Genomic DNA, 21,069 nt, shown 5'->3' with positions numbered 1-21,069 from the left:
TATGAAGAAGTTATATGTTCAAGGAGAGCTTGTACTAATCGGTTGCTTGGAAATGCTGATCGGTTTTTAGTGCATGAGGGGAGAGGAAATAATGACATATAACGATGGTTTGATGAACAAAGAGCGATTGCTTGCGAAGCTGGACTCGCTGGGTTATTCAGACAGAATGAAGCAGATAGCGCTATTGGGGCGCCAATATAGAGGAGAATCGGATTATTCCGCACTGCTCGTGTCCTTGCTCGAAAGCGGCACTGCCTATGAGGCCCATTTGGCCTTGACTGGAGCAGCTGTAGTGAAAGATGCTCGTGCGGTTATGTTGGCGCTGAAGCATCCTAAGGCAGGGGTTAGAGGCAGGGCGGCGGGATTACTGCCAGAAGTGGTAACAAATTCGAGCTTTTCTATCGAATCTGAAATTGCCACGATGTCGTATCATTGCCGTCGCCAATTGCTGCGGAGCATCGTGAACACAGATCGTCAGGATTGGGCAGAACGGCTGCTGCAGCTCGTGCTCGACCGCTGGGGCGCACAAGAAGCGTCCTTATTATTGGCCGTGTGCAGCAAAAAGACGGTTCAAAGCAGGCTTTCCGAGCTAGGGTATGCCTTGCAGAACTGGCGGCTCATCGCGAAGAGATACCCCGATCTGGTTGCAGCATATTTCAAGCATGCTTTACAGAACGCAACGCATCGGGAAAAGGCAAGTGTATGGTGGACACTCTCTTCCGCGATTGAAGTGCTGAGCGTTTCTAGACCAGCAATCGTATTGGAGTGTGCTTTGAGGCTCGGGCCAACAGATATGATTCATCCTGTACTTAAGCGGCAATTGGGCGTTCTGATTCAGGCTATGCCGGAGGGTGTATTTGAGCTGCTGACACGCGAGGAGGTACGAGAATATCTTCTTCATCATGGCGTTCCGGCAGGCGTTTTGAAAAAACGAAAATTGTTCGCCATAGCGCAGTGGACTACGCTGGCGAAACTACTCGCAGATCAGCCAGTCCATCTAGCCAAGATGCTAGGTACCCTTGCGCCATCCTGTCGCGAGGCGATATTTAATGACGTCTATAAGGAGGATGAACGGAAGACGCGCATTTTCCCTATGCCGTTGCTGGATGTACTGCCACACCTACTGCGCAATAAGGAAGCTTCACGCATGCTGGAGCTTCGCGACATTCGCGATCACCGTGAGAACATGCTCGAAACGACGGCACGTCTTCTGATCGTCCGTGCCCGAGAGAAGCTGGAGCAAGCCGTCCAGGTGTCTAATAGCGATGAGCGCGCTGCGGCCTATGCCTATCTCATTCGGTGTACGGCGCTATCGCGAAGCGGGATGGATGAGACGCTGCGCTTCCTGACCCGAATCAAAAACGACCAGGATCCAGTACGCTGGCAAGTGATGGTCGAGCTCTCAAATTGTCCGGCCCCTATGTTTAAGGAAGAGCATGTGAACGATCTGACTGTGCTGGTCGATAGCGTGGTGGAAGCCAGGGACACTTCGCACGGGACAAGATCGGCGACGGAGAAGCTGGCTTTTGCTTTACTGCGTGAACATGCATTGGAACCGGATGGAGGACTGTTCAAATTCGCTTTGAGGACGTTTGGCAGAATGACAAAGCGAGACGGTCAGTTTGCGTTGTTTTCGATGGATTGGGACAGCATACCAACTTCTGCACTGGAAGCGTTGTTCGACGAGATTTATGCCTTTGGGGTAGAGGCAAACAAGCGTGAAAACGTAAGCGTGATCCTGCGTATGGCTAATTTGTTCGGTAAAGCAGTGGAGCGATTGCCGAAGCTGCAGCTTCTGCTTGAGGACCTGCTGAAGGCTAAATCGGTATCGCCGCAAGCGGTCCATTATTGGCTGGCACCGTATAGAACCCGGGATAAGAGGGTTAGAGAACTACTGAACAGAGATCCGTCCTTCATCTCATTCCACGACGTTTTTATGCATTTGCACGTGAAGCGTCAGGAGTGGCTGGACCCATTCATTTCAGGGAAGATCATCAAAGGCAAGCATTTATCGGGAAAAACGATTTATGTTGTACCCGCCCATAATGGGTTTCACCGGTGGTTGCCCCGTCAGCAAAGAGCGTTTGCTTCTCTCTTGGAACGGGTGGCATTAGATGACAAGCGGAGTTTCCATGAGCGTGCTGCGGCGATGCGGAGCTTGGCTGTCTTGCCGGATTATCGCTCCGATCAACTGGAGGTTCTACTACAAGATCAAGAAGTGCATGTCGTTGAGGCGGCTCTTTACGCCTATTCGTTATGGGAAGAGCCGGAGCAGGCACTTCCTGTATTGCTCGACAATCTGGATGGAGACCGTGCTCGGGTTGCCATGTACGCGATCCCCGGATGCATGCGCAGGGTGAGCCCGGAGATGCTGGCATCCATGCTGTCGGACCTGCTGAATCGGGACAAATTGAAAATCACCGTTAGAAAAGAAGCGATCCGCCTGCTTGGAGCTTACAAAAGCAGTGAGAGCATGGCGCTGCTCATTCGTGAATATGAGAAGCCTAATGTACACAAAGATGTAATAATCGCCATAGGTCATGCTGTCAGACAATGGCTCGATGATGAACGCAGCTGGACCATATTGCATGCCATAGCTGCTTCTCCGCAGCGTGATATCGCAAGAAGCCTGCTAAATCAGTATGCTGGCGGAATCGCTTTAGAGGCTAGACCAAGGTATTTGCAATTGATTATCGAGATTGCAGAACATGCCGATGCAGTTGTAGCAAGAGAGGCTTTCCAAGCGATGAATCTATGGGTGAATGGAAGCGAGGAGAAGGTGGCAGCGTCAGCCAGCAAAGCGATTCTAGATATGGAGGACAACATGAGATGGAAGGCGGCGATGGATGCACTTATTGTAGCCTGTTCTGACGGAAAGGTGAATGATCGGGTCATCAGCGTTTGCACCATGTTAGCCGACATGGAGACAAAGGCCGAGTGGAATGCTGCCCCTGAGAGAGACCTTCCTGAGCGGCAGCGGCTAGCGGCATTGATTGACAAGCTGATCTCATTGCCGCCCAATGCAAGGCGTGTACTCATTCCTTTATATACGGGTATGATCGATGCACTTAAATCTAAAGAAACCTTGAAACGAGCCGTGATCAAGCTATATTTGGCGATGGTTGAATGGAATCAGGCGGATCAAGCAGCTCTGTATTTGGAGCCTGTAATTCAAATGGTGGACACACATCCGTACCTGCTAGACTATGCCTACAGGCAGATCGATCGAGCAGCAAATGCTAGTCAGGCGTATTGGAGCCCGGAGGCGATACTTGATTTGGTGGACAATTTAAGAAATCGAAAGTCGTTTGCGGCCCGATATATCGGTCTTTCTTTGCTGAAGGTTACTGGGACATCGTTATTGTGGAACCAGGATTGCACCGACCGTTTAAGAGCGTACCGAAATGATAAGTTAGAGGCAATTCGTCTGGCGGCACTGGACATTTGGACCGTGCTTGAATAGAAGGCTGTTAGGTGGGCGTGGTTTCCCTTCGAAAGGAGGTGAGGCCATGGAAGTGAAAGACGCATTAACGATCATGTTCCTTTTTGGAACGTTCATTCTTGCTCTTTTAACATACATTAATAATAACAACAAGAGAAAGTAAAACCCACCCAAAGGTTGACCGCCGAAGGTGGGTTTTGTTCCAAAGACTTAGAAGGGAACATACCATCCAAGCCAATTGTACTGACCAAGTGTTCGCTGCACTTGGTCTTTATTACATATATAATAACATATGTGTAAAGATGTATCAAAGCGTTAAATGAAAATTGTTGGTCATTTCGCGCCATTTGGAAAGCAATTCTAGCCTTCTATGAAAGGCTATGTTAAATTCTAATGTTGATATTTGACCATAAGAAAACCGCCTTCGTTGAAAAGGCGGTTTATTGCTATCGTGTCGCGTTAGCGCAACGAAATAATGAGCCTAATCCGACAGTGCCCGCATGATGTTGGATTTCGCCTCTGCCGCAATCGCTTCATTTCCGTCATCGACCGCTTGCATTAAGATCAGTATGGGGATGTATACCGCGATCAGCCGCGCCAGCAGCTTCGTTTCCTCGTCCGCTCCTCCGTACGTTTCGAAAAACACGCCGCGAGCGTAAGGTGGTAAAAAGCTATAAGCAACGCTCAAATCGCAAGCCGGATGACCTACGCTCAGATCGCCCCAATCAATGATGGCGGAAACGATCCCGTTCTCATTCACAAGCATATTTTTGAAATGAAGATCGCCATGTAGTAGTGCATTCACCGCCTCGACACGGTCCTTTTGCAGCCTGCTAATATACGCTTCGATCACACTGGACTCCTCCGGCGACAAGTGTTCAACCAACTTCGATAGAAAGCCCTCCAATTTCACTTTACGCGATGCTATGTCCGTCAAGTTTCGATGATCTTGCTGAACTCCGCACTTCAGTGCCGCCTGCACCGGAAACTCATGCAATCTCCGCAAAAATTTCGCCAGCGTCTCTGCCGATAAAGCCCGGCGTTCTTCCGTCAAACCGATTGGGAAATCTCCTGGCACGTAGGCATAGCCAAGAAATGGTGCCGGGTATTCGTCACTTGCTTCGCCATAAAACAACGGTTTCGGATAGGGGATGGTCATATATGCCTCCAGCTTCGGCAGCAGGTTCCCTTCTATACGAATCGAGCCAACTGCAATCGTTCTTCTTGGAAAACGGAACACGTACTCGTCACCGATGAGAAAAACCGTATTGTCCCAGCCCCAGTCCAATCGCTTCACTTGCTTCGATGACAGCTGAGGGAATTGTCTGCCGATCAGCGTCCGCGCTTGCTCTTCGTTAACCTCCCACTCCGCATCCCATACATTCGTTCCTCCCATGAATTGTCTGCCTCCTCGTTCCTTACGTTATTCAGATGTTTACATTCCCTGAAAGTTACGCATAACTGCCCGTTAGCTTAACAAGAATAAGCAGAAAGCCAAAGTTTGGTGTTCGTGTCGGTCACAGTAAACAGGCACGATTTGACCAACATATTTTTCTTATTCGATGCTTTATGAATTACAACGGTAACGTTGACGTTTAACCTCTCCAGTGTGTACTTACAGTGTACTTTCCAAATCGAACAACAGAATGGTTTTTGCAATTCGGGCAAACAAGTCCATCTTCTTGTTCGAAATTATCGGATATCAACAACAAAGTTTAACATAGCCCTATGAAAAAGAAGATGAGCTTCGGACGTGAAATGGTATCTTTCAAAACCAAAGAAAAAATTAAGAACACTTGTACGTAGATGTAAATAAAGGTAAAATAAAACTACAATTGAATCTTGGGTGGGCGTGGTTTCCCTTCGAAAGGAGGTGAAGCCATGGAAGTGAAAGATGCATTAACGATCATGTTCCTCTTTGGAACGTTCATTCTTGCTCTTTTAACATACATTAATATTAACAACAAGAGAAAGTAAAAACCCACCCAATGGTTGAGGCCGAAGGTGGGTTTTGTACCCTTACGACTTAGAAGGGAATAAACCATCCAAGCCAATTGTACTGACCAAGTGTTAGCCGCACTTGGTCTTTATTACATATATAATAACATATGTATAAAGATGTATCAAAGCGTTAAATGAAAATTGAACTGCAAGACGAAGTACTTTCGGTTTTATGGGAGGGATTACCGATCAAGCATCGCATTATTCAAGCATTTGCTGAAGAGTTAAAGGAAAACGGAATAAAGTTCACGATGGACGATCTGGCACGTAGATTGGGGATTAGCAAGCGAACGCTGTACGAGCATTTTTCATCCAAGGCTGAAATATTAGATGCGCTTATCGAAACTAGCTTTGCAGAAGTAGACGATAAAACGGAACAAATTTTAAATAACCCGGATTTGACGCTTGCTGAGAAAATTAAAGGCGTTATTACGGCAATGCCGACATACCGGGAGCTTTATGATCGCGCCTTATTTGAGAAAATGAAGCTCGCTTATCCTGAGCAGTGGAGCAAAATCTCTGAAATTTTTACGCAAGAATGGGACGAGCTGCAAGGCTTGGTTGAGCAAGGCATACGTGAAGGGATCATAATAAACAAAAACTCTGCATTAATTGTAAAAATGATTACTGAAGCTGTGCAATCAGTGCATGATCAGCGATTCTATATGCAAAACAATATTTCCACGACAGAGGCTGTTGAGCAAATTGCTGAGATTATCCTGTACGGACTAATTGCAAAGAAACGCTAATTTCTGGTGGTGTAAGGTTAATAGTTTTCGGTCTCTCGACCGAGAACGATTCCATCGCACGACGCTGGGAGCATCCCCTATACGTTTGCTATATTTAGCGTATAAGCCGTTCACTGTACGGAATAGGCTGGTTTGGTTGTTTGAAAACTATAAAAACTTAAATAGTTTTTATGGTAAAAGCATTTCAGGGCTGTTTATTCCGTTGCTAGAGAGTGCTTATGACTGAGAAATGTAGGAGGGGATATTGATATGGATCATATTGATCAAAGGGCAGGGAGCGACCCTGCAACTCAAGGGGAGGCATTGGTTGTGGACGTGCCAATTAAGGCCGGAACCAGGGAATGGATCGGGTTAGCTGTACTGGCTTTGCCAACCTTGCTAATGTCGATGGATATTAGTGTGCTTTATCTCGCTCTGCCGCATTTGGCTGCAGAGCTTGCGCCAAGTAGCACGCAAATGCTGTGGATGGTGGACATTTACGGGTTCACACTTGCCGGTTTTCTTATTATGATGGGGAAGCTGGCAGATCGGATTGGCCGCAGAAGGCTGCTTATGATTGGAGCCGCCGTCTTTGGACTGTCATCCGTTCTGGTCGCCTTTTCCAGCAGTGCTGAAATGCTTATTGCTACCCGTGCGCTGCTAGGTATTGCCGGTGCAACCTTAATGCCATCTACCCTGTCTTTGCTGCGAAATATGTTCCATGATCCGCGCCAGCGCAGTAGTGCGATTGGAGTATGGATGATGTGTTTGGTAGCGGGCAGTGTGCTGGGGCCGGTGATCGGCGGGCTGATGCTGGAATGGTTTTGGTGGGGCTCAGTCTTTCTATTAGGTGTGCCAATTATGCTGCTGCTGCTTGTCACTGCTCCTTTTCTGCTGCCTGAGTACCGGGACCCGGATGCCGGTAGACTCGATTGGTTTAGCGCGCTGATGTCGCTCGCAGCCATTCTGTTCATAGTGTATGGCATTAAAAGCTTTGCCAAGGAAGGCGTGCAGCTGCTGCCAAGCTTGAGCATTGCTGCCGGACTGCTTGTTGGCTGGGCATTTGTTTCTCGTCAAAACCGTGTAAGTGATCCGCTCGTGGATATGAGGCTGTTTCGCATGCCGGTGTTTAGCGGAGCGTTGTCCATGCAGCTGCTGGGATTGCTTACAATAAGTGGCCTCAATCTATATCTCGCACAATATTTGCAGCTCGTTAAGCAGTTGTCTCCGTTTATGGTCGGTCTTTTGCTGATCCCGATAGCGTTAGGGATTATTGTTGGCTCTGTTGCAGCACCAAGGTTAGCAAACTACTTTCAGCCAGCATTTGTCATCGCGGCAGGTCTGCTGATTTCCAGCACTGGCTTAATTATGATTGCCCAAGTGGACGCTGCAACGCCGTTGTCTTTTCTGCTTGCCGGCAGCGCAGCCTTCTCGCTTGGCATAGCGCCATTAACGGTATTGGGGACCGATCTTATAATTGGGGCGGCTCCGCCGGAACGTGCCGGATCGGCCTCGGCCATTTCGGAAACGAGCGCTGAACTGGGAGCAGCGCTGGGGATTGCAGTCATGGGAAGCATTGCGACAGTTGTTTATGATCGTCACATAAGCAGCTCACTCTCAGAAGAGCTTCCGGCGGAAACAGCTCAGGCTGTAAAAGAATCGCTGCCAACTGCTGTGGAGGCGAGCGCCAATTTGCCTGCTGAGCTCGCTACTGAGACGGTAGCATTGGCGCGCGAAGCATTTACAAGTGGCTTAAATGCAATTGCCACTACGAGTGCTGTGCTAGCCTTGGTCGTAGCTGGACTAACTGTTTTAATGCTGCGCAGTGTACCGGCCAGAACAGAATGAATTCTTTAAAATGAGAAGCCCTGACGCTAGTGCCGCATAAGGCGTGTAGCGACGTCAGGGCTCTCGTTAACTGTGCAATGTTAGATCAATCATGCTTTGAAAATGAGATCAATTTCCGCTACTTCCTCCGTTGTCAAGCGAATATCGAGAGTCTTCAAATTATGAATCACCTGCTCCGCATTTTTAGCGCCTGGAATCAGCACGTCAATCGCTTCTTGCGTCAAGTACCAAGCGAGCACGATATGCGCAATCTCCGCTTGTTTCGCGCTAGCAATTTTGCGAAGCTGCTCGACCTTTTCCAAATTTTTAATAAAGGCATCAGCTTGAAAGTAAGGCAGGCTTGAACGAAAATCGTTGAAGCTCGATTCAGCAGTATATTTGCCCGAGAGAAGTCCAGATGCCAAAGGGAAATACGGTATATAGGTGATTTGATGCTGAATGGTATATGGGAAATACGTTTTTTCAGCTTGCCGATTGAGAAGATGGTATTCGCCTTGAAACACGTCCACATATCCGTCATGATTAGCTTCTTTCAATTGTGCAGGAGTAAAGTTGGACAAGCCGATAGCGCGAATTTTGCCCTCATCCTTCAGCCGTTTTAGTGCGCCTACTGCTTCAGCTTTAGGGGTATTCTGATCAGGGTAATGAATGTAAAGCAAATCGATATAGTCGGTTTGCAAGCGTTGAAGGCTCTTCTCTACTTCATCTCGCAGGAAAGCAGGCGAGTTGTCCAGCACCATTTGATCATCGACAAATTTATGTGCGACCTTTGTGGCAATGACCACATCTGAGCGATTGCCTCGCTCCTTGATCACCTCACCAATCAATTCCTCTGAGCGCCCCAGCCCGTACATAAATGCCGTATCAAGCATTGTAATGCCATTTTCCAAAGCAGTGTGAACGAGCTTTTTGCCTGCCGCTTCATCTGTATTTGGATATAGATTGTGGCCGCCTACCGCGTTAGTGCCAAGCCCGATTGGATGAACATAAACATCAGATTTTCCAAGTTTAATTTGATTGGACATAAGTCAACCTTCTTTCTCTCTTGTTTTGCAAAGCTACTGGTTTACACCGCGATTGAATTCTATTGACAATTTTTGGCTTGCCTCGATCAACTGTCGAGTTAAGCCTCTAATGATTCTTTTAGGCATATTTTCGGAAGAATCTGAAATCGAGATTGCTCCGCACACTTCGCCCGCTTTGAACACTGGCGCCGCTATACAGTGTAGGCCAGCGCGAATATCCTCGTAGTCAACTGCATAATTTTGCTGTTTGACGACATCCAGATGACGAAGGTATAGGTCCCAATCGATTGCTTCTGATGCATCCGAGGCAAGCTGTGACAGCAGCTTGAGCCGTGCGGCCGGTTTTAAGTGGGCCAGAATCGCTTTTCCTAAAGCGCTTTGGTGCGCAGGGGCTAGTGTGCTTATTCTGCATGCTGCTTCATTTTGATTCGCAACATAAACATGATGGACAAGCAGACTGTTCTCGCTTAATATGCCCGCATAAACATTTCTGCTTGTACTCGCTCCCAGTTTGTGCAAAATATGTGAGACATGCCATTCTGAAGAGCGCTTCTCAGAGGTAGAATTCAGAGAGAGGCGCGGGTGCAACTCGTAGAGCTTGTCCATTTTCACAACGTAACTCGCTTCCTCTAATGTATACAGCAAGCGAAATGCCGTTGTTTTATTCATCTCTAATGCTGCTGCTATTGCAGTTAACGACATACGGTGCTTTTCACGCAGCAACTCCACGATCTCAAGCCCCTTTTTCAAACTGGAAATCTCATATCCGGACATGAAGATCACCTCGGTTCACTACAAGTTTAAAAGATTTTGTATTGATGATCAATGAAAGCTCATTTTGTTTCGCATTATGAAATTTTTCTGCATGATCTTCAGGCATGCTCATGTGATCCACCCATTTGCTGCAGGCTTGGCGATATGGGCTATAATAAAGAGAGACATAGTTCAACAGTAATCGGAATAGCGATAGAGGAGGAGAAAAGCATGGGAAAGCAATATAGCAGCTTCAATGCGCTTGTCGTCAATCAGACGGAGCAGTTTACAACAGAGGTAAAGCAGTTAAGTCTGGAGGAGCTGCCACCAGGCGAGGTTGTCGTTCAGGTTGCTTACTCGGGCGTCAATTACAAGGATGGGCTGGCTGGCGCGCCTGACGGCAAAATCGTCAAGCAGTACCCATTTGTGCCGGGGATTGATTTGGCTGGAACGGTGCTGCAGTCGAGCGATGCTCGGTTTACTGAAGGGCAAAAGGTGCTGGCGACAGGCTTTGGCTTAGGCGTCACACATTTTGGCGGATTTAGCGAAATTGCCCGCATGCCGGCAGATTGGCTTACACCGCTGCCTGCCAGCTTGTCGTTAAGAGAAGCGATGATTGTCGGCACAGCTGGGCTGACTGCTGCGATTTCGATTGAGCAGCTTGAGCGTCAGGGGGCAGCGCCGGAAAAAGGCGAGGTGCTCGTTACAGGGGCAACGGGCGGAGTAGGCGGTCATGCGATTGCCATGCTTGCTGCTAAAGGCTATCCGGTCGTTGCCAGCACCGGGCGCCATGAAGTGGCTGCTGATTACTTGAAGCAGCTAGGCGCCAGCCAAATTATCCCGCGCATTAGCGACGCCTTCGAGCAGGGTAAGCCGCTGCAGTCCGCGAGCTGGCAGGGAGCGATTGACTCGGTTGGCGGCCCAGGATTAAGCATTATTTTGAGTAAAATCGCCTATGGCGGCAGTGTGGCACTAAGCGGCTTGACTGGCGGCAGCCAGTTTGCAGCAAGCGTAATGCCGTTTATATTGCGAGGTGTGAATTTGCTTGGTATTGACTCTGTGCTTTATCCTGCAGAAAAACGGCAGCATTTATGGGAAAGAATCGGCAGTGACTTGCGGCCAGCAAGCTTTGAGCTGCTTGTAGATCGTGAGATCGGACTGCAGCAGCTGCCAGAGGCATTGGCCGATATTTTGCAAGCTCGCACGCAAGGCAGAATTCTTGTAGCGATTCGTCCAGAGTAGCTGGAACGATATTTCATTATATTCGAGTAGGCCGTCATATTTGAGTAGGCCGTTTGGTCGAGGGCCAGATCAGCCCGAGCATCGCACCGATTGCTGCTGGAATGATCCAGCCCAGGCCAACATCATACAGCGGCAAAATGTCGATGTACAGCTCATGAATAGAAGCTATTTTCAGCCTGGAAGCAGACAAGCCCTCGATCAGACTGACAAGAAAGGTAAGCGAAAGGCTGAACCAATAGACCTGCTTCTTTCCTTTAAATAGCGGATGCACAAACGTCAAAAACATAAGCACGATCGCCAGCGGATAGATTGTGGTCAGCACTGGAACTGAAATTTGGATCAGCTCGTTCAAGCCAACATTGGCAAGCAGTGCGCTCACAATCGAAAGCAGCACGGCATAGCTTTTATACGATACGCGAGGCATAAGCTTATGAAGATAGCTTGAGCAGGCGGTTGTTAAACCGATGCTGGTCGTTAAGCAGGCCAGCAATACAATGATTCCGAGAAATACCCCGCCATATACCCCGAAATAATGCTGTGAAATTAACGCCAGCGCCTCACCGCCGTTGCTCAAGTAGCCAAATTGCTCTACGCTGGCAGCTCCAATATAAGCAAGCGCACTGTAAATGACAGCGAGCACGGCTGCTGCGAGTAGCGCGGACTTCACGCCCGTTAGCAGCAAATGCTTTTTCGAATGAGCGCCCTTGTCTTTAATCGCATTGATGACAATGATGCCAAATACGAAAGCCGCCAGCGCGTCCATCGTCAAATAACCTTCCTGAAACCCGATAAACAGCGCGTCAGTTACATACTCCCCCTGCGCTGCTTGCGGCATGCCAAGCGGGTAAAGCAAGGCGACGGCCGATAAGATGGCAATAAACGCAATAAGCAGCGGTGTAAGCAGCTTGCCGACAATATCAATCATTTTAGAAGGGTTGAGCGAAAGAAAGCAGGTCAGCCCGAAAAATAATACGGTAAAGATAAGCAATGCAGCAGCGCTGCTCTGGTCAGAAATATATGGCTTGATGCCGATCTCATAGGACACGCTGCCCGTACGAGGCATCGCAAATAGCGGGCCGATTGTTAAATAAAGTGTGGTAGTAAATACGAGCGCGAACAGCGGATGCACACGCTGAGTCAAGGAAAGCAGGTCTGGCTTTCCTGAGAAGCTGAAGGCGATTACGCCAAGCAGCGGCAGCCCTACGCCTGTAAGCAAAAAACCAAGGTTGGCGAGCCAAACCTCTGTCCCTGCGGATTGTCCTAGCATGACGGGAAACACCAGGTTGCCAGCTCCAAAAAATAAAGCAAATAGCATAAGACCGATAATGACGGTGTCCTTCGTCGATATAGTTTTATTCATCGTACATTTCTCCTGATGTGTAAATTCTCGGCTGATAAACATTGAGCAAACAGAGCTATTATAACAGAAACAAGCAAAAGATGCTCTACCCTCGTGCAAATGGGGTGAGCAAAACAGCCGAAAAAATGATATGCAGGATACAAAAATATTGAAACAGAGATGACAGCAAATTTTGATATGATAGTGCTGCACGATGGTTCAGCCAGCTTTTCCTCAGGAGGCTGCTGCTGTTGCTTCGCTGCTTCTTGCAGTGAAATGAAATCGCTTTCAAAAAAACGTAAGGAGGAGGATACGCATGATCATAAGGCGCATTTGGGGCCAAACCGCTTACCGGAAGGTCGTGCTTTCGCTATTGACAATTTTGATCCCGATTTATTCCTTGTGCATCGTCATTTATCAATGGGGGCTGCAAACGCTAAGCCAGGAAATTTCGGATTCAATGATTTATCAGGTAAGTACCTCGATCAGCGATATGGAGACAGATTTTCAACGCGTGCAAAGCTTGCTGTACGATGCGCTAACAGATCGTGATTTAAATGCGTTAGCCAATATTTCAGAATCGATGAATGAAATTGAAAAAATGCAGCGCACTTTGCGCTTGCAGCATCGCCTGAACGCAATTCGCAATAGCAGCAGCTACATTCACGATGTTTACGCCTATATCCCTGCTATTGAAAAAAACATTTCAGCTTTATCGATTAACGAGCTGGATATGGAGCAGTTTAATGCAATTAAAGGCTTGCAATACGATCTCAATTCCCCTGTATTTCTGTACGAGAATAGTCAATATTTAGCCATAGGCTACCCCTTTTTATCGCCAAACAGCAAAAGAAATCTAACGATGCTTTTATGCGTGGAGTTTTCTGTATCCAAGCTGCAAAAAACGTTGGATGCGATGAAAGCCTCAGCTGGCGAAGGCGTCATTTACGATAGTGAATCGCTCACTCTGCATACGAATCCAGATGCTGTCGATGTGGAGTCGATCATTTCTGCTGTTTCCAAGCTGGAAGCTAGCTCAGGCAGCAGCGTTGTCGTTAACAACGGTGAAAAGCTGTTGACGGTGTATCAGCGCTCTACATTTTTCAACGCCAGCCTGATCAAATATATTCCTGAATCGACCGTGTTTTCACCGCTAGCCAAATTTAAAGCCTATTTTGTTATATTGGCGCTGACGTCGGTGGTCATTCTAATGATTTATGCTCTTTTTCTGTTCCAATATATCCATAAGCCGCTTGAAAAGCTGGTCAAGGCGTTCCGCAAAGCGGAAACGGGCGATATGAAGGTAAGAGTTCATCATGACAGCCATGACGAGTTTCATTATATTTACAATCGCTTCAATGATATGCTGGAAAATCTTCAAGCGCTCATAGACGAAGTATATAAGCAGCAAATTTTAATGCAGAAAGCGGAGCTGAAGCATTTGCAATCGCAAATCAACCCTCATTTTTTGTACAACAGCTTCTTTATTCTTAATACGATGGCTCGGCTCGGGGATAATGAGCAGCTGGAGCGCTTTACACTGCAGCTTGGCGAGTATTTTCAGTTTATAACGCGCAATAGTGCCGACAATGTAACGCTGGCGAAAGAGGTGCAGCATGCAAAAATTTATGCGGAAATTCAAGGGCTGCGTTTTGCCAATCGCGTGCAAATCGAGTTTGGCGAGCTGCCAGAGCATACGGGTGAAGTGATGGTGCCGCGGCTTATTTTGCAGCCGTTAATTGAAAATGCATTCAAGCATGCGATTGAGAAGAAAACAGCGCAAGGAAGGTTAAGGGTGAAATTCGCCAAGTATGTCAACGGAGTTCGTGTCAGTGTGGATGATAATGGCGATGAGCTTGACGACGGCAAAATTGAATCGCTGAATCGCATGCTGATTCGCAGCGATGTGCTGGAAACGACGGGGATTCTCAATATTCATCAGAGGATCAGACTAATGTTTGGAGAGCCGAGCGGGCTTCATTTTGAACGTAACGAATGGAATGGGCTGAAGGCAGTCATCACCATACAAAATAGGGAGGAATAGCGATGTATCGGTTATTAATTGTCGATGATGAAGCGATTATAACAGATGGCTTGTATGAAATATTAACCAGAGTTGAACAGTTCGAGCTCGACATCTATAAATGCTATTCCAGCCAGGAGGCGCTGGAGCTGATTAATCGAACAAGATTCGATATATTGCTGACCGACATTCAGATGCCGGGCATGAACGGACTGCAGCTGGCTCAGTATTTGCGAGCGAAGTGGCCGAAGTGCCGAATTGTGTTTTTAACCGGTCATCATGATTTTGATTATGTGTACGACGCCATTCAGCATGAGCGCGTCAGCTATATTCTAAAAACGGAAGGCTACGATAAAGTGATTGACACGATAAAATTTGCAATTGAGGATACGGAGCAGCAATTTCATTCTGAGGATATGCTGCATTATGTGCAGGAGCAGCAGGCGAAAAGGCTGCATGCATTGCGTCAGCAGTTGCTAATCAATGTGATCAAGGAGAGAATCCATCACGAGGAGCTGACGCCAGCCGTTTTTGCTGAACTGAATATCGCATTGCAGGCAAACGAGCCCGTCCTGCTGCTGCTCGGCAAGGTGAAGCAAATGCCGCGGCCGTTAAACTATGCGGAAAGATCGCGGCAATTTCATCGCTTGGAATGGATTGCAGGCACGTATTTCGATGAGTTTGCTATAAACAGCCTGCTCGTCATCAACGAGCCGATCTTGATTTGGCTGATTCAGCCTCAGCCTGCTGCTTTGCTTGATACAGCTAACAAGCAGGAGCAGCTTTGTACCGAGCTGAAGGAGCTTCTGCACGGGCATCTGGATCAGCTACAGCAAACGTTTCAGCGGGAAGCCGAAGCCGATGTTTCCTTCGTTATTGACCATAGCTTTATCGAGTGGCGCCAGCTTGCAGAGCGGTATGAGCAGCTTAGTCTGCTGTTTCAGTATCGGATTGGCGCCCATGATACGCAGCTCATTATGAGCACGGATATGGTAAATGCCGAGCAGCAGCAGCTGATGCACAAAAACCAGGTGAAGGCGCTCAAGCTAGAGCAGCTGCAGGCCGCTCTGCACAATGGGCAGGCTGACGCTTTCTTTAAGCTGTTGGGTGAAATCATGGAGCAGTTTGAACAGGCCGGCGCAGACCATATTGCTGAGGAAATTTATTTGTCGGTTGCCTTGATCTTCTTCTCCTATATCAATCGCTGGAATTTGCTAGAGCAAATTTCCGAGAAGGTTCGCTTCCAACGCTTGCTGAATGCCCAGGCGCATGAGTCGCGGACAGAAGCAGCTGCTTATTTGCAGGAGCTTGGCGAGCATTTACTGGCGATGCAGCATCAAGCAGAGGAGGAAAGAGCGGTGCTCGTTATTGCCAAGCTGCAGCAATATGTTTTTGAGCATTTGCATGATTCGGACAAATTATCGCTGATTTACTTGGCAGAGACGTTTTATTTCAACGCCTCCTATTTATCGAGACTATTTAAACAAGTGACGAGCATTAACCTGTCTGACTTCATCGTCGCTGCGCGCATTGAAAGAGCCAAGCAGCTGCTTGCCAAGCCGGATATGAAAATCCAAGAAGTCGGCGAACGTGTTGGTTATGCTAGCGCGACCAACTTTACGAGATTTTTCAAAAGGCTTACCGGCATGACGCCTCAGGATTACCGCATCACGATTTTGAGCTAGTCAACAGCTGATCAGAATGTAAATCGAAGAATATTGAGAACGTTTTGTAAGCGTTTTACCATTGATATACGGAGGATAGTTAGAGCTGGTTACAGTTATCCTGGCGAATCAAAATGGGAGGTTGTTTCAATGAAAAAGCATAGAAGGACGAAGGGGATTTTGCTGCTGACCTTAGTATTGGCGATGCTGATTACGGCCTGCAGCTCCAACAACTCAACGACCAATAATGAAAGCAGTACAGCAGCGCCGCAAACCGGCAATGCAGAGGAAGCGAACAATGCTGGGCAAGCCGCGATTGATATTAATGCCAAGTACGATCCGCCAATTGAAATTACAGGCTGGCGCTATACTGAGTCGACGTATCAATATGAAAACGGCGATACGATTGAGGACAACATTTATACAAGAACCTATGAGGAGGATCTTGGCATTAAGCTGAAATATACGTGGACCGTGCCGCTTGAGCAATTTAAGCAGAAGCTTAACGTCTCGATTGCTGCGGGAGATTTGCCGGATATAATGTGGGTTGAAGCACAGCAGCTGGCCGAGCTGACGGAAAATGATTTGATCCTGGACTTGACGGAGTTGTATGAGCAATATGCGTCACCTGTAGCGAAAGATATTTTAGAGCAGGATATGAAAGCGTTTAATACGGCGAAAATTGGCGGCAAGCTAATGGCGATTCCGCATACCTCTTCCGCTGTTGACGGCTTGCCGATTCTTTATGTGCGGACAGATTGGCTGGCTAATCTGGGCATGAATGAGCCGCAAACGATGCAGGATGTGCTGGCGATTGCAGAAGCATTTACGAAAAATGATCCTGATCAAAACAATCAGGAGGATACATTCGGCATCGCATTTACGAAAACCTTTTTAACAGATACGCATTTCGGCACTACCGGCTTTATGTCTGGCTACCATGCCTACCCGACCAAATGGATTGAAAAGGACGGGCAGCTCGTATACGGCAGTATTCAGCCGGAGGTAAAGCAGGGGCTTGAGGCTTTGCAGAAGCTGTACGCCAATGGCATGATCGATCGCGAATTTGGCGTTAAGGATCGCGCGAAAGTAACGGAAAGCGTGGCAGGCGGCAAGGTGGGAATGTTCTATGGCTCGATGTCGGCGCCGCTGTCGATCATTCAGAACAATATTGACAACGATCCAGCTGCGGAATGGAAGGCGTTTGAGCTTGTGTCGGTCGATGAGGTAAGAGCAACGCCGATTGCGAAAATGCCGATTCAGAAGTACTACGTCGTGAATAAGAAAACGAAGCATCCGGAAGCGATTTTCAAGCTGCTCAATATGTCGATGCAGGGCTATGATCTGAATGTGGAGCCAGAGGAAGGCTATGGCTACAGCGAGTCGGGCATTGCAACATTTTTATACAACTTTATCGCGGCAGATCCGGCGCTGAAAAATTTAACGGCGCATAACAAGGTTACCGCAGCGCTGGATAAGAATGACCCGTCCGAGTTGAATGCGGAGGAGCTGGGCTATTATGAGCGTGCATTGGCGTTTAGAGGAGGCGATCTTAGCAACTGGGGAACGGAGCGCGTGTTTGGCACACCGAGCAGCTTTGATGTGATTGGTGCTTATGTAGACAAGGACAACTATATATTGGACGGCTTCTACGGTGCAGCGACGCCAACGATGGTCGAGCGCAACGCAACGCTGCTGACGATGGAGGAGGAAGTCTTTACGAAAATTATTATGGGTGAGTCGCTTGATGCGTTCGATAAATTTGTAGAGGATTGGAATAAGCTTGGCGGCACGCAAATTACGGAAGAGGTAAATGAATGGTATGAGCTTATTAAATAGAGGGGATGCGTATGACATCGACTAGTCGTTCAAAAAGATTAAGAGAGCTTCCGCTTCATATTATGCTGCTGCCAGGCGTGCTGCTTACGATTGTGTTCAGCTATATTCCGATTGCAGGCGTAGTAATCGCCTTTCAAAAATTCGTTCCGGCCAAAGGCATTTTTGAATCGAAATGGATCGGGCTGGACAATTTCGCTTACGTATTTAATTTGCCCAGCTTTACTAATGTGCTGTGGAATACGGTATTCATCTCGGTTATGAAAATTATCGCGGGATTAATTGTGCCGATTATCGTCGCGCTTCTGCTTAATGAGGTGGTCGGCAAATATTTTAAGAGAACGATTCAAACGATCATTTACTTTCCGTATTTTCTGTCCTGGGTCATTCTGGGCGGAATATTGATCGATATTTTGTCGCCGTCCAGCGGGATCGTCAATGATGTTATAAAATGGCTCGGCTTTGAACCGGTTTTCTTTCTTGGCGATGAGAAATGGTTTCCGTTCACCTTGGTCATTTCCGATACGTGGAAGGAGTTCGGATACAGCACGATTGTCTATCTTGCGGCGTTAACGGCGATTGACCAGCATTTGTATGAGGCGGCCATCGTGGATGGGGCGAACCGCTGGAAGCAAACCTGGCATGTTACATTGCCGGGGATGATGCCGATTGTCATGCTGATGACCGTATTGAGCTTGGGCAGTGTTTTAAATGCCGGCTTTGATCAGGTTTTTAATTTGTATAGTCCGATGGTGTACAGCACCGGCGATATTATCGACACCTTTGTCTATCGTTTAGGTCTGTTGCAGGCGCAATATGGGGTAGCAACCGCAGTTGGCTTATTTAAATCAGTGATTGCTTTCGGCTTAATTGTACTGTCCAACTTTTTGGCCAATCGCTATGCGGGCTATCGCATATTTTAGAGGGAGGAAAACAGCATGTCCAAGCGATTAACGAGCAGAAGGCTGTTTTTGCTCGGCAACAATCTATTTCTATTGCTGCTGGCCATTGCCTGCTTGCTGCCTCTGATTAATGTGTTGGCAGTATCGTTCAGCTCCAGCAGCGCAGCGGCAGCGGGCCTCGTCAAGCTGTGGCCGATTGAATTTACACTTGCAAGCTATAAGCATGCGCTTGGCAAAAAGGAATTTATCGATGCATTTATTGTGTCGCTGCAGCGGGTGGCGCTAGGCTACAGCATTAATATGCTGCTGACGATTCTGATCGCATTTCCGCTGTCCAGGGAAAAATCAGCCTTGCGCAGCAGAAGTGTTTACGCCTGGTTTTTCATTGTGACGATGATGTTCAGCGGCGGATTGATTCCGACCTATATGACGGTACGCAGTGTCGGCATTCTCGATACGATGTGGGCGCTGGTGCTGCCAGGGGCGGTTCCTGTGTTCAATGTAATATTGCTGATGAATTTCTTTCGCAATTTGCCTAAAGAAATTGAAGAAGCGGCTCATATTGACGGGGCAGGCCATTGGCGAGTGCTGCTAAGCATCTATTTGCCACTATCCAAGCCTGCTATTGCGACAATTACGCTGTTTGTGCTGGTCGGGCATTGGAATGCCTGGTTCGACGGACTCATTTATATGAATTCGCCTGCCAATTATCCGCTGCAGAGCTATCTGCAGACCGTCATTATTGAGGTTGATCCGTCTCTCGTGTCCAATACAGAGCTGATCAATTCCCAGCTTGTATCGGACCGCACGTTTAAGGCGGCACAAGTCTTTTTAGCAGCGCTGCCCGTATTGGCAATCTATCCGTTCCTGCAAAAGTATTTTATGAAGGGACTTGTCATGGGCAGCGTAAAAGGGTAATGCAGCTGTTGTGAGTGAGGGAGGCAGGCAGGTGAAGCTGCTGTCCTGGAGTTATGGGAACGGCGGGGGGATAGTGCTAGTGGCACCTGGCAGGTAGCTGGTGCAAGTGGCTGTTTGCTATGACATCCGGCATCTGGCAGGTAGCTGATGTTTAGCGAAACTGGGTAACGCTATTGGCGGCAAATGAGGTCTTTCTCCGATCTAATGAATATATAGCGTCTTATTAGGCGGTTTTCACAGTAATTGTAGTTTGTTTTCGCCCTTAACGTTATGTATCTTCACTAAAAGCTTCTAAGACTACATTCTAATCCATTAGTGTTATCCAGTTTCTTTAAAATCTTCACCATCGCACTTTTAGACTCTCGGACTGCCTTCAGTCTGCTGCTTTGCTCAAATTTCGTTGCATCCCAACAAAATATTAAAACAAACCTTGACACTTTAAAGATAATCATGATATATTATTTAAGTCACTCCAAACGAGTGGGATACATAACGGAACTTACTGGAACATAAGCAAGTATAAACACATAATATGTTTCTTATATGGAGGATTAGCTCAGCTGGGAGAGCATCTGCCTTACAAGCAGAGGGTCGGCGGTTCGATCCCGTCATCCTCCACCATAATTCCAAAAGGTTAGATTTACCGGGTCCCCGAAAAAGTAATCGGATAAGCGACCTGGAATACTCTTCACTTTTTTGGGTGAAATGACGCGGGGTGGAGCAGTTCGGCAGCTCGTCGGGCTCATAACCCGAAGGTCGCAGGTTCAAATCCTGCCCCCGCAACCAAAAAAAATCAAGCAAGACCGAATTGTTGTACGGAGCTGTGGTGTAGAGGCCTAACATGCCTGCCTGTCACGCAGGAGACCGCGAGTTCGAATCTCGTCAGCTCCGCCATTACAGCAACAATCGGGCTCGGTAGCTCAGTCGGTAGAGCAGAGGACTGAAAATCCTCGTGTCGGCGGTTCGATTCCGTCCCGAGCCACCACTTTGAAACTAAATATGCCGCTTTAGCTCAATTGGTAGAGCAACTGACTTGTAATCAGTAGGTTGGGGGTTCAAGTCCTCTAGGCGGCACCATTGCCATGGGAGATTAGCGAAGTGGCCAAACGCAGCAGACTGTAAATCTGTTCTCATCGAGTTCGGTGGTTCGAATCCATCATCTCCCACCATTTAGGGGCATAGTTTAAAGGTAGAACAAAGGTCTCCAAAACCTTTGGTGTGGGTTCGATTCCTGCTGCCCCTGCCAAAGAAGAGAATATTATTGTGGCGGTCGTGGCGAAGGGGTTAACGCACCGGATTGTGGCTCCGGCACTCGTGGGTTCAAGTCCCATCGATCGCCCCATACATA

The 21,069-nt window shown here is 47.8% G+C and carries 15 protein-coding genes, 8 tRNA genes and 1 pseudogene; 19 read left to right on the top strand and 5 right to left on the bottom strand.

What is annotated here, in order from left to right:
- Nucleotides 1-91 precede the first annotated feature (91 nt).
- The gene (locus KJS52_RS25025; protein WP_213520027.1) at nucleotides 92-3,463 is read left to right on the top strand and encodes a HEAT repeat domain-containing protein; all 3,372 of its coding nucleotides are present in this window, start codon (nucleotides 92-94) and stop codon (nucleotides 3,461-3,463) included.
- Nucleotides 3,464-3,509: 46 nt separating this feature from the next.
- The gene (comI, locus tag KJS52_RS27580; protein WP_019639195.1) at nucleotides 3,510-3,605 is read left to right on the top strand and encodes a competence inhibitor ComI; all 96 of its coding nucleotides are present in this window, start codon (nucleotides 3,510-3,512) and stop codon (nucleotides 3,603-3,605) included.
- A 318-nt stretch (nucleotides 3,606-3,923) separates the two neighbouring features.
- Here the strand turns inward: comI (KJS52_RS27580) and KJS52_RS25020 are convergent, their stop codons facing one another.
- Both KJS52_RS25020 and KJS52_RS25015 read right to left on the bottom strand, forming a co-directional pair.
- A complete protein-coding gene (locus KJS52_RS25020) occupies nucleotides 3,924-4,838 on the bottom strand; it encodes a phosphotransferase (RefSeq protein WP_213520025.1) in 915 nt (304 codons plus the stop codon).
- Between the two features lie 174 nt (nucleotides 4,839-5,012).
- Nucleotides 5,013-5,130, bottom strand: a pseudogene (locus tag KJS52_RS25015) (IS1595 family transposase); the annotation flags it as partial.
- A gap of 193 nt (nucleotides 5,131-5,323) precedes the next feature.
- On the opposite strand from KJS52_RS25015, the gene comI (KJS52_RS27575) reads away from it, so the two are divergent.
- The 3 genes from comI (KJS52_RS27575) to KJS52_RS25005 all read left to right on the top strand — a co-directional run bounded on the left by comI (KJS52_RS27575) (nucleotide 5,324) and on the right by KJS52_RS25005 (nucleotide 8,019).
- Nucleotides 5,324-5,419 (top strand): competence inhibitor ComI, encoded by a 96-nt coding sequence (comI, locus tag KJS52_RS27575; protein WP_246563935.1) that lies wholly within the window; start codon nucleotides 5,324-5,326, stop codon nucleotides 5,417-5,419.
- 158 nt (nucleotides 5,420-5,577) lie between these two features.
- Nucleotides 5,578-6,192 (top strand): TetR/AcrR family transcriptional regulator, encoded by a 615-nt coding sequence (locus KJS52_RS25010; protein ID WP_246563934.1) that lies wholly within the window; start codon nucleotides 5,578-5,580, stop codon nucleotides 6,190-6,192.
- A gap of 249 nt (nucleotides 6,193-6,441) precedes the next feature.
- Nucleotides 6,442-8,019 carry an MFS transporter gene (locus KJS52_RS25005; protein WP_213520023.1) on the top strand — a complete coding sequence of 526 codons (1,578 nt, stop codon included), beginning with the start codon at nucleotides 6,442-6,444 and terminating at the stop codon, nucleotides 8,017-8,019.
- 89 nt (nucleotides 8,020-8,108) lie between these two features.
- Here KJS52_RS25005 and KJS52_RS25000 read toward each other — a convergent pair whose 3' ends face one another.
- Together KJS52_RS25000 and KJS52_RS24995 are read right to left on the bottom strand one after the other, a co-directional pair.
- A complete protein-coding gene (locus tag KJS52_RS25000) occupies nucleotides 8,109-9,044 on the bottom strand; it encodes an aldo/keto reductase (protein ID WP_213520021.1) in 936 nt (311 codons plus the stop codon).
- Nucleotides 9,045-9,077: 33 nt separating this feature from the next.
- Nucleotides 9,078-9,818 carry an IclR family transcriptional regulator gene (locus KJS52_RS24995; protein WP_213520019.1) on the bottom strand — a complete coding sequence of 247 codons (741 nt, stop codon included), beginning with the start codon at nucleotides 9,816-9,818 and terminating at the stop codon, nucleotides 9,078-9,080.
- 210 nt (nucleotides 9,819-10,028) lie between these two features.
- Between KJS52_RS24995 and KJS52_RS24990 the strand changes: the two genes are divergently transcribed.
- Nucleotides 10,029-11,039, top strand: coding sequence for an acrylyl-CoA reductase family protein (locus tag KJS52_RS24990; RefSeq protein ID WP_213520017.1), 1,011 nt, complete (start codon nucleotides 10,029-10,031; stop codon nucleotides 11,037-11,039).
- Between the two features lie 34 nt (nucleotides 11,040-11,073).
- Here KJS52_RS24990 and brnQ read toward each other — a convergent pair whose 3' ends face one another.
- Nucleotides 11,074-12,399: a branched-chain amino acid transport system II carrier protein gene (gene brnQ / locus KJS52_RS24985; protein ID WP_213520015.1), complete on the bottom strand. Its 1,326-nt coding sequence runs from the start codon at nucleotides 12,397-12,399 to the stop codon at nucleotides 11,074-11,076.
- 295 nt (nucleotides 12,400-12,694) lie between these two features.
- On the opposite strand from brnQ, the gene KJS52_RS24980 reads away from it, so the two are divergent.
- The 13 genes from KJS52_RS24980 to KJS52_RS24920 all read left to right on the top strand — a co-directional run bounded on the left by KJS52_RS24980 (nucleotide 12,695) and on the right by KJS52_RS24920 (nucleotide 21,063).
- Entirely contained in the window at nucleotides 12,695-14,422 is a 1,728-nt protein-coding gene (locus KJS52_RS24980) for a sensor histidine kinase (RefSeq protein WP_213520013.1), read from the top strand.
- A gap of 2 nt (nucleotides 14,423-14,424) precedes the next feature.
- Nucleotides 14,425-16,086 carry a response regulator gene (locus KJS52_RS24975; protein WP_213520011.1) on the top strand — a complete coding sequence of 554 codons (1,662 nt, stop codon included), beginning with the start codon at nucleotides 14,425-14,427 and terminating at the stop codon, nucleotides 16,084-16,086.
- 129 nt (nucleotides 16,087-16,215) lie between these two features.
- On the top strand, nucleotides 16,216-17,904 hold the full coding sequence (locus KJS52_RS24970) for an extracellular solute-binding protein (RefSeq protein ID WP_213520009.1): 1,689 nt from the start codon (nucleotides 16,216-16,218) through the stop codon (nucleotides 17,902-17,904).
- 11 nt (nucleotides 17,905-17,915) lie between these two features.
- Complete coding sequence (locus KJS52_RS24965) at nucleotides 17,916-18,824, top strand: ABC transporter permease (protein WP_213520007.1); 909 nt, start codon at nucleotides 17,916-17,918, stop codon at nucleotides 18,822-18,824.
- 15 nt (nucleotides 18,825-18,839) lie between these two features.
- Nucleotides 18,840-19,721 (top strand): carbohydrate ABC transporter permease, encoded by an 882-nt coding sequence (locus tag KJS52_RS24960; RefSeq protein ID WP_213520005.1) that lies wholly within the window; start codon nucleotides 18,840-18,842, stop codon nucleotides 19,719-19,721.
- A gap of 545 nt (nucleotides 19,722-20,266) precedes the next feature.
- Nucleotides 20,267-20,342: transfer RNA gene (locus KJS52_RS24955), tRNA-Val, on the top strand.
- An 88-nt stretch (nucleotides 20,343-20,430) separates the two neighbouring features.
- Nucleotides 20,431-20,507, top strand: a tRNA-Met gene (locus tag KJS52_RS24950).
- A 31-nt stretch (nucleotides 20,508-20,538) separates the two neighbouring features.
- Nucleotides 20,539-20,615, top strand: a tRNA-Asp gene (locus tag KJS52_RS24945).
- A 15-nt stretch (nucleotides 20,616-20,630) separates the two neighbouring features.
- Nucleotides 20,631-20,706 (top strand) — tRNA-Phe (locus KJS52_RS24940).
- A 16-nt stretch (nucleotides 20,707-20,722) separates the two neighbouring features.
- Nucleotides 20,723-20,798, top strand: a tRNA-Thr gene (locus KJS52_RS24935).
- A gap of 7 nt (nucleotides 20,799-20,805) precedes the next feature.
- A tRNA-Tyr gene (locus KJS52_RS24930) sits at nucleotides 20,806-20,890 on the top strand.
- 3 nt (nucleotides 20,891-20,893) lie between these two features.
- Nucleotides 20,894-20,967: transfer RNA gene (locus tag KJS52_RS24925), tRNA-Trp, on the top strand.
- A 20-nt stretch (nucleotides 20,968-20,987) separates the two neighbouring features.
- Nucleotides 20,988-21,063 (top strand) — tRNA-His (locus tag KJS52_RS24920).
- The last annotated feature ends 6 nt before the right edge of the window (nucleotides 21,064-21,069 follow it).

This window comes from Paenibacillus montaniterrae (assembly GCF_018403185.1).
Lineage (GTDB): Bacteria > Bacillota > Bacilli > Paenibacillales > Paenibacillaceae > Pristimantibacillus > Pristimantibacillus montaniterrae.
Note: the sequence above shows the minus strand (reverse complement) of the source record. Positions and strands in the feature narration are given on the sequence as shown.